Below are 13088 nucleotides of genomic sequence, written 5' to 3' on the forward strand. Positions count from 1 at the left end.
AATCTATGCTAACAGCATCGTAAACATTTCCCCAATTTGTTCTATATCATGGACAATATTCACACCAGCGCGTTCTAAAGCTTTTAATTTATCCTGAGCGGTCCCTTTTCCACAAGAAATAATTGCTCCAGCATGTCCCATACGTTTACCACTAGGTGCAGTTAAACCAGCAATATAGCCAACGACTGGTTTCGTTATATGATGACTAATATAATCGGCCGCTTCTTCTTCGGCACTCCCCCCAATTTCTCCAATTAATAAAATTGCCTTTGTTTGGGGATCCTTTTCAAATAGTTTAAGAATATCCACAAAATTCGAACCCAGTATTGGATCCCCTCCAATACCGACACATGTAGACTGTCCGAACCCCGAATCTGTAAGCTGTTTAACCGCCTCATACGTCAAAGTACCAGAACGAGAAATTACACCGATAGAACCCGGAATATGAACGTATGCTGGCATAATCCCTATTTTACATTCACCTGGAGTAATAATACCTGGACAATTTGGACCAATTAAACGTACATTATTACTCTCTTCTAATTTAGATTTTATTAACAACATATCTAAAATAGGAATCCCTTCAGTAATACAAATTATTAAGGTAATACCCGAATCTATGCTCTCTAAAATAGAGTCTTTAGCATAGGGTGCAGGAACATAAATGACAGACGTCTTTGCACCGGTTTTATAAACCGCTGATTGTACGGTATTAAATACAGGTAGTCCTATATGTTCCTCTCCCCCCTTTCCAGGCGTCACCCCTCCTACTAGTTTAGTACCATATAAAAGAGCTTGTTTAGAGTGAAAGGTTCCTTGTTTTCCAGTCAAACCTTGACAAATAACAGTCGTATTTTTATTGATAAGAATTGACATTATTTCTTCTCTTGTACTACGAAAACGGATTTTTTAGCCGCATCCATTAAACTTGTTGCATTAATAACATTTAATCCACTATGAGTGAAATACTCCTCACCTAATTTAGCATGATTTCCTTCTAGACGAACAATAATAGGGATATTTACTCCCATTTTATTGACGGCATCAATAATTCCTTCCGCAATGATATCACAACGAACAATCCCTCCAAAAATATTAATAAGTATTGCTTGTACTGTATTATCAGAGAGCAAAATTTTACATGCTTCAGTAATTTGTTCTTTATTCGCATTACCACCCACATCTAAAAAATTAGCAGGCTTTCCTCCACATAGATTAATCATATCCATAGTTGCCATAGCTAATCCCGCACCATTTACCATACAACCAATATTCCCATCTAAAGGAACATAATTTAAATTCCATTTTACAGCTTGCGCTTGACGAGGATCTTCTTGACTATCATCTTTCATATTCTTTAAAGTAATTTGACGAAAAAGTGCATTACTCTCAACCACCATTTTTCCATCTAAACATATCAAGTCTCCCGTATTAGTTATTACTAATGGATTAATTTCTGCTAAAGATAAATCATATTTAATAAATAGCTTAGCTAATCGCATATAATATTCGCTAAACATCGTAACCTGTTTCCCACTTAATCCTATTTCAAATGCCAATTGACGTCCTTGGTAAGGTTGAGGACCTATCAAAGGGTCTAATATAATTTTATAAATTAAGTTAGGAGATTCCTTGACCGTTTCTTCTATTTCTATCCCACCTTGAGAAGAAGCCATAAATACTATACGACTCAACTTACTATCTATTATTACACCCAAATATAAGGATTGAGAAATGGGAGTAAACTGTTCAATAAGTATTTTACTCACTAGTTGTCCATGTGAATCGGTTTGATTAGTAACCAGTCTTTTATTAAACCATTTATCAGCAAAGATAGACACTTCTTTTCGAGATTGTACTACTGCCACACCTCCATACTTACCTCGACCTCCCGCATGAACTTGACATTTTAATACCCAAGGTGCTGGACCAATTGTAAACGTCGATTGTTCAATTTCAGAAAGTGTTGTACACACACATCCTCTTGGAATTGCTAATCCGAATTCAGCTAATAGCGATTTAGCTTGATATTCATGTAAATTCATGTTGACCAATCCATTTATTTTTATTTTGGAATTTAATGTTCTATTATACTTCTAATAATAACCGTATAGGATCTTCTAATATTTCTTTTATTGTTAATAAAAAACTGACTGATTCTTTTCCATCTATCAAACGATGATCATAAGAAAGAGCTAGATACATCATGGGACAAATCACTATTTGCCCATCTACAGCAACAGGACGATCAACAATCGCATGCATACCCAGTATAGCAGTTTGTGGTGGATTAATAATTGGAGTGGACATTAATGAACCAAATACACCACCATTAGTAATAGTAAAATTACCACCTATAATTTCTTCTACTTTCAAAGTCCCTTCTCTACTTTTTAGAGCTAAATCTTTAATTTTTTTTTCAATTGTAGCAAAATTTAAAGATTCCACATTTCTCAAAACAGGAGTAACTAATCCACGATTGGTAGACACAGCAATACTAATATCAAAATATTCATAATAAATAATTTCTTCTTTATCCATATCAATAGCCGCATTTACATCAGGATAACGTCTTAATGCTTCCATAACAGCTTTAACATAAAAGGACATAAATCCAAGACGAATATTATGACGTTTCTCAAACATGTCACCATATTTTTTACGAAAGTTAATAATGGGTTGCATATTTACTTCATTAAAAGTAGTTAACATGGCCATATTATTTTTAGCATGAAGTAGACGTTCTGCAATCCTTTTTCGAAAGCGGTTCATAGAAATTCTATGCACATTACGATTAGGATCACTACTAGAAGAAATTTTAACAACATGCTGCGGTTCTTTTTGAGAAATCGTCTCTTGGTGTGAAAATGTTTGAGATTGATTTTCTTCTATTATAGAGCTCATAGTATCAGTAGGCAGCGGTCCAATATCTTTAAATTGTTTATGGCGACGAGCAGAAGGACTTAATGCGGAGTATATCTCGTTGATTTCTTCTTTAGTAGAAGATACAACAACATTCACATTCTTCTCATCCTTCTCATTCGGAGTCAGAATATCTTGAATATTTTTTTCATCAATACAAATTCTTCCCAATAGCTGACGGGATATCACAATTTTTCCTTCTTCTTCTAAGATGGATTCCAAGACACCTGAATTCGGAGATGGGACCTCTAATATGACTTTATCAGTTTCTATTTCAACTAATATTTCATCACGCTGTATATAATCTCCCACTTTTTTATACCAATTTACCACGGTGGCATCTGTAACCGATTCTGGCAAATCGGGGACAAGAATTTCTATCGTACTCATTCTTCTTTATTTTATCCTTTAAAAATTACTTAATGCATCATTAATTATTTGTTCTTGTTGTTTCCTATGTATAGATATATATCCAACTGCAGGCGATGCGGAAGCAGAACGACCTACATATTTTAGATTCTTGTCTAATTTTAATTTTTTAAAAAAACTATCTTTAAAATAGTGCCATGCGCCTTGATTTTCCGGTTCTTCTTGACACCAAGTATAATTTTTAACAGCAGAATATTTATCGACTATTTCTTTTATTGATTGTTCTGGATAGGGATAAAGTTGTTCTATTCGAATAATAGCTATATTATTTTTTCTATCTCTCCGTTTTTTATCTAAAAGATCATAGTAAATTTTACCTGAACAAATTATAATATGATTAATATTATTAGTATCAGCAGTATCAATATCATCAATTACAGAATAAAATCTCCCATTTGCTAGTTCCTCCAAAGAAGAAATAGATAAAGGATGACGAAGTAAAGATTTGGGTGAAAATATAATAAGCGGCTTTCTAATAGAACTCAATATTTGACGTCTTAGTATATGATAAAATTGAGCAGGAGTAGAAGGAATACATATTTGCATATTCTGTTCTGCACATAACTGAAGATAACGTTCTAAACGAGCTGAAGAATGTTCTGGACCTTGTCCGTCATAACCATGAGGTAATAAAAGAACTAAACCACAAATTCTGCCCCATTTTTGTTCTCCAGAAGCAATAAATTGATCTATTACTACTTGAGCCCCATTAGCAAAATCTCCAAACTGAGCTTCCCAAATTACTAATGAATTTGGTCTAGTTATAGCATATCCATATTCAAAAGCTAAAGTCGATTCTTCAGAAAGAACGGAATCGAATACCTTAAAAGAACCTTGCTTTTCTTGTCGTATATGAGCAAGGGGGATATAAGTAGAACCATCATTTTGATCATGTATTACAGCATGACGATGAAAAAACGTTCCACGAGATGTATCTTCTCCAGATAAACGAATATGAAAACCCTGATATAATAATGTTGCATAAGCTAGTATTTCTGCACCTCCCCAATCAAAAGGTTTATTCGATCTTGCCATAGCCATGCGATCTTTATATATCGTTTCTACTCGCGGATGTACTGTGAGAGTAGGAGGTATAGTGGCCGTCAATATAGCTAATTCTTGGAGTTTTTCTATATTTAAAATATGTTTATTGGAATAATTCTTTGTCCAAACGTGGCGATCTATAGGTCTTCGATATTCTTCTACAACAGATTCTCCTGAATCTAAAAGATTCCTAAATTTATGTACCATTTCAATCGTCTCAGAGGAGGTCAGTATTCCTCTACTTTCTAAGTTATTGGCATATATTTCGCGTATAGTTGAATGGGTATTAATTTTTTTATACATTAAGGGTTGAGTCACACTAGGATCATCGGATTCATTATGACCGCGTCGACGATAAGAGATAAGATCAATGATGACATCACGTTTAAAAGTATTACGAAAATCTACTGCCATACGAGCAGTAAAAATAACCGATTCTAAATCATCGGCATTGACATGAATAATAGGTATTTGTACCATTTTAGTAATATCAGTACAGTAATGTGTAGAACGTGTGTAATTATAAGAGGTAGTAAATCCGATTTGATTATTAATCACAATATGTATTGTACCACCAATATCATAATTTTTAAGACCGGACATATTGAAGGTTTCTTGTACTACTCCTTGTCCACTAATAGCTGCATCTCCATGTAAAATAATAGATAAGCAATCTTTACTACTACTATCTTTACTATTTTCATCTTCCTCATTTAAACGATCAATACGTGCTTTTGTAGAACCCATAACAACAGGACTAATTATTTCAAGATGAGAAGGATTAAAAGCTAATGATAAATGCACTACTCCATTCTTCGTTTCAAAATCGGAGGAAAAGCCTTGATGATATTTGACATCTCCTGATATAGAATAAGCAATTTTTTTTCCCCAAAATTCATCAAATAAATCTTGAGTTTTCTTTCCGAAGACATTTACTAATGTATTTAATCTCCCTCTATGTGCCATACCCATTACAATTTCTTGAGTTCCATATTTACTACTATGCCGTATTATATCTTTTAACATAGGAATGAATACATCCGTTCCTTCTAAAGAAAAACGTTTAGCACCCGGAAATTTATTAGATAAATATCGCTCTATTCCTTCTGCTGCAGTTAATTCCTGTAAAAAAAGTTTGCTCTCTTCGACGGAAAAAATAGTATTGTTCATAATAGATTCCATATAGTTTTGAATCCATCCTTTTTCTTCCACATGAAAAAGATGCATATATTCAATACCAATTGAACTACAGTAAGTTTTTTTCAGAAAATGATAGATTTCTTCCAAGCTCATGCCATCACTTTTAGAACATAATAATTCAAAATAAAATTTTCTTTTTAAATCATAATCACTTAAAGAATAAAAACTAAGATCAAGCTCAGGAATAATCTTTTTTTTCCATAAATTTAATGGATCTAATTTTGCATTAAAATGGCCTTTCGTACGAAAGGCCTCAATCATTTTTAAAATTTTTGCTTGTGTATCATCATAATCTTGATAATCTGGTATTTCTTTTCTACGGATTTGGACTAATTCAGAATCACAAGAAGAAAAATGCTGAAAAATTGTTTGCCAACTTTTATCAATAGAATTAGGATTACGTAAGTAATCTTCGTACAAATTTTCTAGATAAACATCATTCATTCCACATAGATACAATGAATTTAACCAGTTTTTCGTACTATTTTGCATAATGCTCCTTTATTGACGATATTCAATTTAATTTTTATGTATTAGATTACGTTTAATATTATGGATAGCTTTAGTTGGATTCAGTCCTTTTGGACAAACACTAACACAATTCATGATACTATGACAACGAAAAACGCTAAAGGCATTATTTAACTCCTTTAAACGTAAAGTATGAGCAGTATCTCGATTATCAGATAAAAAACGATAAGCAGTTAATAATCCAGCAGGACCAATAAATTTATCCGGATTCCACCAGAATGAAGGACAAGAAGCGGAACAACAGGCACATAAAATACATTCATATAATCCATCTAGTTTCGCACGATCTTCTGGAGATTGATAATACTCTTTATTATCTTTATCGATATTTTCAGTATGATCTTTTCTAATAAGAAAGGGCTTGATTTTTGCATATTGTTGATAAAAAAGAGTCATATCCACTACTAAATCACGTATGACTGGTAACCCAGGTAAAGGTCGTAGAATAATTTTCTTCTTTTTCTTATATAAAAAAGAAAGCGAAGTAATACAAGCTAGTCCATTTTTACCATTGATATTGATTCCATCCGATCCACATACTCCTTCACGACATGATCGACGAAATGATAGACTAGAATCTTGTTGTTCTTTAATTTGAATTAATGCATCTAATATCGTCATATCCCCTTTCTGACGATTCTTAATCGTATAGTTTTGCATATAAGGACTCTTATCAGAAGTAGGATTATATCGATAAATATAAAATTCAATTTTCACTATTTCTTCTCGAAAAAGTTAATAAGAGCGTATATGTGGAGGAAAAGCAGAACGAAATAATGGTTGCATATTAACTTTTCTGCGTTTCATTGCTTTTTTTATTGGTAAGTATAAAGAATGACAAAGCCAATTATTATCATCTCTATCAGGAAAATCAAAACGACTATGCGCTCCTCGGCTTTCTTGACGAAAAAGAGCAGATAAAGCCGTTACATAAGCGGTCTCTATTAAATTATCTAATTCCAAACATTCTATACGTTGCGTATTAAAGGCCATCGAATTATCATCTAATCGAGCATAAGAAATTCTATCACGAATTTCTTCTAACTTAGCTAAACCCTTTTCCATAATCCTTCCTTCTCTAAAAACAGAAAAATGATTTTGCATACAAGCTTGTAATGCTTTTCTTATGACCGCTGGATCTTCTCCAGTACGATTGTTATTCCAACGATTATATCGTATTAAAGATCGTTCAATTTCATCATGACTGGCATCTCGTAGAGAACCTTGTTCTCTTAAAGATTCTTTTAAATGATATCCAACAGATCGACCAAATACGATTAAATCTAAAAGCGAATTTCCACCTAATCTGTTTGCACCATGAACTGAAACACAAGCTGTCTCTCCTATTGCAAATAATCCAGGAACTATTTGATCTTTTCCTTCGTCATCAATATTAATAACTTGACCACTCAATTTTACAGGAATACCTCCCATCATATAATGACAAGTAGGAATGACAGGAATCGCTTCCTTTTCTGGATCTACGTGAGCAAAATTTCGAGCTAATTCTAAAATACCTGGAAGACGTTTTTCTAAAATTTCCTTTCCTAAATGATCAAGCTTTAATTTGACATAGTATCCTAAAATATCATCATAATAGCCTCGACCTTCTTTTATTTCTATCATGATAGAACGTGAAACTACGTCACGACTTGCTAAATCTTTTGCATTAGGAGCATAACGTTCCATGAATCTTTCATTCTCATTATTAAGTAAGTACCCTCCTTCACCTCTACACCCTTCGGTAATAAGTATACCAACTCCTGCGATACCAGTTGGATGAAATTGCCACATCTCCATATCTTGAACCGGAATACCCGCACGTAAAGTCATCCCAATTCCATCACCTGTATTAATATGAGCATTTGTAGTAGATTGATAAATGCGACCTGCTCCTCCTGTTGCTAATACAGTCGCACGCGTTTTAAAATATACAACTTCTCCTGTCTCAATACATAGAGCAATACATCCCACGATCGCTCCATCCTGATTTTTTACTAAATCAATAGCATACCACTCAGAAAAAATCATAGTATGATTTTTTAAATTTTGTTGATATAATGTATGTAATAAAGCATGTCCAGTTCTATCCGCTGCAGAAGCAGTACGAGCTGCTTGCTTTTCACCATAATTAATCGATTGTCCACCAAATGGTCTTTGATAAATACGACCATTTTCTAAACGTGAAAAAGGGAGACCCATATGTTCAAGTTCTACTATCGCTTCTCGACCAGATTTACACATATATTCTATTGCATCTTGATCGCCTAAATAATCAGATCCTTTAACAGTATCATACATATGCCATTCCCAATTATCTAGATGTATATTACCTAAGGCTACAGTAATACCTCCTTGTGCGGATACCGTATGAGAACGTGTAGGAAAGACTTTTGAAATTAAAGCACAGGAAAATCCCATTAAAGAAATTTGTAAAGCGGCTCGCATCCCCGAACCCCCAGATCCGATTACTATTGCTTCAAATTCTTTTATTGCAATACTCATATCTTACACATTCCACATTAGAAAGATTACCCAAAATAGTAACATTATTAGAACAATAAACCATAGAAGTTGTATTATTACTTGTAGTAATACCGATTGTATATAGTCAGTTATTACTTGCCACATACCTATCCAAGCGTGTAGAACTATAGCAAATATAGAAAATGAAGTAAAAATTTTTGTTATAGATAGAGAAAAAAAGCTATACCAATCTTCATAAGTAATTCCACCTTTGGATAGAAAGATTAATAAATAGAGAAGATAAGCACATATAATCAGAGCGGTAACACGCATTAATAACCACTCATATGATCCTTTTATTTTTAATGCTGATTCATTCTTTTTGAACATATTTTTACCATAAAAAAATACCAATACCAATAGACAATATTAGACTTAATAATAAAAGAAGATATGCAGTTCTTTTACCAGATAAAAATGTATCGTCTAACCATCCTATATCTATTAAAATATGACGTATTCCACCTATTATATGATATAAATAAATACTAGCTATTAACCAGATAATAATTTTACATGTAAAGTAGTTTAATATATTGGTTATATAAAGAAATCCGTCATAAGACGATAAAGATAAATAAAGTATATAAATTAAAATGCCTAAAAAAAAGCACATAATAATACCAGATATCCTATGTAAAATAGATACTATTGCGGTAATAGGAAAATGCATAGTCCATAGATTTAAATTAATAGGTCTATTTTTTTCTTTATGTATCTTCATAAATAAATTTAATTATTAATCCTAATTAAAACGTAAAAATAATAGGATACCATAATATAATTCGACTATACTGTCTATACAAAAAGTAAAGAGGAGACAAGATAGTAAGAATTATAGTTATATTATTTATCATTAATTGTAAAAAATAACTTTTAGATAAAATATTAATAATATATTATTCTATCCTATCTATATTGAATAGAACTCATTTGAATGAGTTTGTTCTTTTTTTTAATCCAATATGAAAAAGGATCAATTCCATTTATATGATAGATAATAAACATATAGTTACTTGGGATACATTGCAAAATCATGCACGTACTATAGCAAGGAGATTACTTGATTCCCAAAAAAAGTGGGAAAGGATTATAGCTGTAAGTAGAGGTGGATTAGTTCCTGGAGCTCTTTTAGCAAGAGAATTGGCTATACGTTATGTCGATACTGTTTGTATATCTAGTTATGATTACAATATACAACGTAAAAAAATAGATATAATTAAACGTGCAGATGGAGACGGAGATCGTTATATTATAGTAGATGATTTAGTAGATACTGGAAACACTGCTAAAGCCATCCGTACCCTATATCCAAAAGCACATTTTGTCACTCTTTTTGCTAAACCTTCTGGACGTTTATTCGTTGATGATTATGTTGTTGATATTCCTCAAAATACTTGGATAGAACAACCATGGGATATGGGGTTTACCTTTATACCTCCATTAATAAGAGAATAATAACGTTATCATATCTAGAAACTTATATTTCCAGGAGTACGTGGGAAGGGTATAACATCACGAATATTGTTTAATCCAGTAACATAAGATACTAATCGATCAAAACCGAGTCCAAATCCTGAATGAGGTACCGTTCCATATTTTCTAAGATCACGATACCACCAATAATTCTCTTTATTCATACCTAAGGCATCCAAACGTTTATCTAACTTCTCTAAACGTTCTTCACGTTGTGATCCTCCAATAATTTCACCTATTCCTGGAAATAATATATCTAATGCTGAAACGGTCTTATCATCCTCATTTACACGCATATAAAATGCTTTTATCTCTTTAGGATAATTTTTTATTATTATGGGTGAAGGAAAATATTTCTCTAATAAATACTTTTCATGTTCCGAAGACAATTCTTGACCCCAATAAAAATTTTTTTCAAATTTCACATGAGCATAACGTAAAATATCGGAAACTTCATTATAATCTATTCTAATAAATTTAGATAAAATACATTGCTCTAACTGATTAATAAGATTTTTTGACATACTTCTTTGGGATAAAAATTCTATATCATCATAACGTTCTTCTAAAATAACTTTAAAAATATCTTTAAGCATACATTCCGCCAATTCTGCAATATCGTCTAAATTAGCAAATGCTACTTCCGGTTCTACCATCCAAAATTCAGATAAATGTCGCTTGGTATGAGAATTTTCCGCACGAAAAGTTGGACCAAAAGTATATACTCTTGATACAGCACAAGCATAAGCTTCACCATTAAGTTGTCCAGAAACTGTTAAAAATGCCTCTTTACCAAAGAAATCTTCTTTGAAATCTATTTTTCCATTTTTTTTTCGTGGAAGATTCTCTAAGTCTAGAGTGGAGACTCTAAACATATGGCCAACTCCTTCTGTATCAGCAGCGGTAATAACAGGAGTTGAAACCCAAAAAAAACCTCTTTGATGCATGAATTGATGAATAGCCCATGCTAAAGTATGACGTATTCTTGTAACTGCACCTATTGTATGAGTACGGGGACGTAAATGAGCTACCTCTCTCAAATAAGAGAGATTATGACGCTTAGCAGCAATCGGATATGTATTAGGATCTTCAATCCACCCCAATACCGTTAGATTGTTTCCTACTAGCTCAAAAGATTGACCACTAGATGGAGATTGAACGATTTTTCCAACAATTGAAACAGAACAACCCGTGGTAAGATGTAAAACTTCTTCTTTATAGTTGGGTAACGTATTATGTATTATAACTTGTAACGATCCTAAACAAGAACCATCATAAATATGAAGAAATGAAATACCTAATTTAGAGTCTCGTCGTGTGCGTATCCATCCACGTAATATTACTTGACTATTTAGGATTATATTACCTTGTAATACTTCAAATACAGAAACCAGCTTCATATTATGCTTTACTCTTCAAATATTTAAAAATTATTTTCTTATATTAATAGAAAAAGAAACTCGTTGTAAATAATTTTAGAGTATATATATAGGAAACAAATATTTCCTATTAGTTTATTCTTCTCCTTATATAGAAGAATAAACTCTTATTCATAAGATATAAAATAACAGGCCAAAACAATCCATCTCCAATAATTTCCAAAAAGAGTTCAGAACTAAATCTCATTGTAGAGATCATATATAGTATTAAAAATATAATGATTTTGGTAATTAATAATAATAACATAATAATTAATGTTTGATAATAAATAGATATTCTCTGAAGGAAATGAATATTTAATATAATTAGATAAGTCAATAAACTCATCGCTATTCCCTGTATTCCTACAGTGATATCTAATAAAATATCCATCGCTAATCCCAGTATAAAACCAATGCCAATATTAAATTGAGAAGGAATTGTAATTATCCAGTAAATTAATATTAAATTAATCCAAGAAGGTTTAAATAAATTCAATTGACTTGGCCACAAAGGAAAAATTTGTAAAATAAATGCAATAAAAAAAGATATCCAAACTATCCCATTGCAACGATAGTAACAACATTGATTATTCATAAAAAAATCAATTAGTATTGCTTATTATATGCATAAATCTTTTTTTCGCTAAATCGTGTACTTCATCCGGCGATAATGGCGGATTATCCGTATAATTAAGTAATAAAAGATAATATAAATTTTGTAATAATGCAGTAGGCTTGGCATAGATAATTGTACGATTGTGTTTAGTATCGATTTGTATAGAAGACACCACGGCTACAGGATATCCTTCAGGGAAACGCCCTCCTACTCCAGAAGTCACAAAAATATCACCAACTTTAATATCTTTAATATAAGGAGAATATTCTATTTTAAAATCTTTACCATATCCACTTCCAGTAATAATCATACGTATATTATTACGTAATACTTGAATAGGTAATGCATGAGATACATCACAAATAAGCAACACTCTACTACTAGTGCTAGTAGTAGATATAACTTGTCCTACTATTCCTTGATGGTTTATTACAGGTTGACCTATATAAACTCCATCTTGGGATCCTTTATCAATCAGTATTTGACTACGATAAGGACTTAAGTCAGTCGAGATTACTTTAGTCAGAATTTTTTTTTCATTATAACGTAATGGTGATCCTAATAACTGTTTTAAAACATCATTTTCTCTTTTATAATATTTTAATAATAGTTGATTACTGATATTAATAAATAGTGCTTTTTTTAAAGCTTGATTTTCTCTTACAATTTCATGACTATTTTTGAGAATTATTTTTATATCCTCAAATCTTTCATATGAATAATTTGTTATAAAATAAATTTTACTGATCATACAATGAAATTGTGAGCGAATACGATGAAATGTATCATATTGAGAATCTAGAAAGATTATTAAGATAGAAGTTATAGTAGCTAAAAAAAATTTTAGATGTAATGAATAATCTTTATTAAAAAGAGGTCTCCTTTGAAAGAAGGGGAGGATATGAAAAAACAAAATATATAAT

General features: G+C 31.8%; 12 protein-coding genes. 1 reads left to right on the forward strand and 11 read right to left on the reverse strand.

Going from position 1 to position 13088, the window contains the following annotated elements; all coding sequences use genetic code 11:
* Positions 1 to 3: 3 nt before the first annotated feature.
* Genes sucD through sdhC form a run of 8 tightly spaced genes read right to left on the reverse strand, consistent with a single transcriptional unit; the run spans position 4 to position 9376 of the window.
* Positions 4 to 876 carry a succinate--CoA ligase subunit alpha gene (sucD, locus tag KEC37_RS00450; RefSeq protein WP_223139660.1) on the reverse strand — a complete coding sequence of 291 codons (873 nt, stop codon included), beginning with the start codon at positions 874 to 876 and terminating at the stop codon, positions 4 to 6.
* Positions 876 to 2045, reverse strand: a complete 1170-nt coding sequence (sucC, locus tag KEC37_RS00455) for an ADP-forming succinate--CoA ligase subunit beta (RefSeq protein WP_223139661.1) — start codon at positions 2043 to 2045, stop codon at positions 876 to 878. The genes sucD and sucC overlap by 1 nt, the downstream gene beginning before the upstream one ends.
* A 43-nt stretch (positions 2046 to 2088) precedes the next feature.
* A complete protein-coding gene (gene sucB / locus KEC37_RS00460; protein ID WP_223139662.1) occupies positions 2089 to 3312 on the reverse strand; it encodes a dihydrolipoyllysine-residue succinyltransferase in 1224 nt (407 codons plus the stop codon).
* Between the two features lie 18 nt (positions 3313 to 3330).
* Positions 3331 to 6087 carry a 2-oxoglutarate dehydrogenase E1 component gene (locus KEC37_RS00465; RefSeq protein WP_223139663.1) on the reverse strand — a complete coding sequence of 919 codons (2757 nt, stop codon included), beginning with the start codon at positions 6085 to 6087 and terminating at the stop codon, positions 3331 to 3333.
* A 27-nt stretch (positions 6088 to 6114) separates the two neighbouring features.
* Positions 6115 to 6843: a succinate dehydrogenase iron-sulfur subunit gene (locus KEC37_RS00470; protein ID WP_223138715.1), complete on the reverse strand. Its 729-nt coding sequence runs from the start codon at positions 6841 to 6843 to the stop codon at positions 6115 to 6117.
* Between the two features lie 18 nt (positions 6844 to 6861).
* On the reverse strand, positions 6862 to 8631 hold the full coding sequence (sdhA, locus tag KEC37_RS00475) for a succinate dehydrogenase flavoprotein subunit (protein WP_223138716.1): 1770 nt from the start codon (positions 8629 to 8631) through the stop codon (positions 6862 to 6864).
* Positions 8632 to 8634: 3 nt separating this feature from the next.
* Positions 8635 to 8982: a succinate dehydrogenase, hydrophobic membrane anchor protein gene (gene sdhD, locus KEC37_RS00480; RefSeq protein ID WP_223139664.1), complete on the reverse strand. Its 348-nt coding sequence runs from the start codon at positions 8980 to 8982 to the stop codon at positions 8635 to 8637.
* A gap of 4 nt (positions 8983 to 8986) precedes the next feature.
* Positions 8987 to 9376 carry a succinate dehydrogenase, cytochrome b556 subunit gene (sdhC, locus tag KEC37_RS00485; RefSeq protein WP_223139665.1) on the reverse strand — a complete coding sequence of 130 codons (390 nt, stop codon included), beginning with the start codon at positions 9374 to 9376 and terminating at the stop codon, positions 8987 to 8989.
* Positions 9377 to 9645: 269 nt separating this feature from the next.
* Between sdhC and gpt the strand changes: the two genes are divergently transcribed.
* On the forward strand, positions 9646 to 10110 hold the full coding sequence (gene gpt, locus KEC37_RS00490) for a xanthine phosphoribosyltransferase (RefSeq protein ID WP_223138879.1): 465 nt from the start codon (positions 9646 to 9648) through the stop codon (positions 10108 to 10110).
* 14 nt (positions 10111 to 10124) lie between these two features.
* Here the strand turns inward: gpt and asnS are convergent, their stop codons facing one another.
* The 3 genes from asnS to mreC form a co-directional block, all read right to left on the reverse strand.
* Positions 10125 to 11528 (reverse strand): asparagine--tRNA ligase, encoded by a 1404-nt coding sequence (gene asnS / locus KEC37_RS00495; protein ID WP_223139666.1) that lies wholly within the window; start codon positions 11526 to 11528, stop codon positions 10125 to 10127.
* A gap of 109 nt (positions 11529 to 11637) precedes the next feature.
* Complete coding sequence (mreD, locus tag KEC37_RS00500) at positions 11638 to 12144, reverse strand: rod shape-determining protein MreD (protein ID WP_223139189.1); 507 nt, start codon at positions 12142 to 12144, stop codon at positions 11638 to 11640.
* Positions 12145 to 12151: 7 nt separating this feature from the next.
* Positions 12152 to 13078 carry a rod shape-determining protein MreC gene (gene mreC, locus KEC37_RS00505; RefSeq protein ID WP_223139667.1) on the reverse strand — a complete coding sequence of 309 codons (927 nt, stop codon included), beginning with the start codon at positions 13076 to 13078 and terminating at the stop codon, positions 12152 to 12154.
* Positions 13079 to 13088 lie beyond the last annotated feature (10 nt).

This window comes from Candidatus Schneideria nysicola (genome assembly GCF_019923565.1).
Taxonomy (GTDB): Bacteria; Pseudomonadota; Gammaproteobacteria; order Enterobacterales; family Enterobacteriaceae; genus Schneideria; species Schneideria nysicola.

What these genes read in the sequence shown, in the direction of transcription:
- sucD (WP_223139660.1), bottom strand. Translation starts at nt 876, where the DNA reads ATGTCAATTCTTATCAATAAAAATACGACTGTTATTTGTCAAGGTTTG.
- sucC (WP_223139661.1), bottom strand. Translation starts at nt 2,045, where the DNA reads ATGAATTTACATGAATATCAAGCTAAATCGCTATTAGCTGAATTCGGA.
- sucB (WP_223139662.1), bottom strand. Translation starts at nt 3,312, where the DNA reads ATGAGTACGATAGAAATTCTTGTCCCCGATTTGCCAGAATCGGTTACA.
- KEC37_RS00465 (WP_223139663.1), bottom strand. Translation starts at nt 6,087, where the DNA reads ATGCAAAATAGTACGAAAAACTGGTTAAATTCATTGTATCTATGTGGA.
- sdhA (WP_223138716.1), bottom strand. Translation starts at nt 8,631, where the DNA reads ATGAGTATTGCAATAAAAGAATTTGAAGCAATAGTAATCGGATCTGGG.
- sdhD (WP_223139664.1), bottom strand. Translation starts at nt 8,982, where the DNA reads ATGTTCAAAAAGAATGAATCAGCATTAAAAATAAAAGGATCATATGAG.
- sdhC (WP_223139665.1), bottom strand. Translation starts at nt 9,376, where the DNA reads ATGAAGATACATAAAGAAAAAAATAGACCTATTAATTTAAATCTATGG.
- asnS (WP_223139666.1), bottom strand. Translation starts at nt 11,528, where the DNA reads ATGAAGCTGGTTTCTGTATTTGAAGTATTACAAGGTAATATAATCCTA.
- mreD (WP_223139189.1), bottom strand. Translation starts at nt 12,144, where the DNA reads ATGAATAATCAATGTTGTTACTATCGTTGCAATGGGATAGTTTGGATA.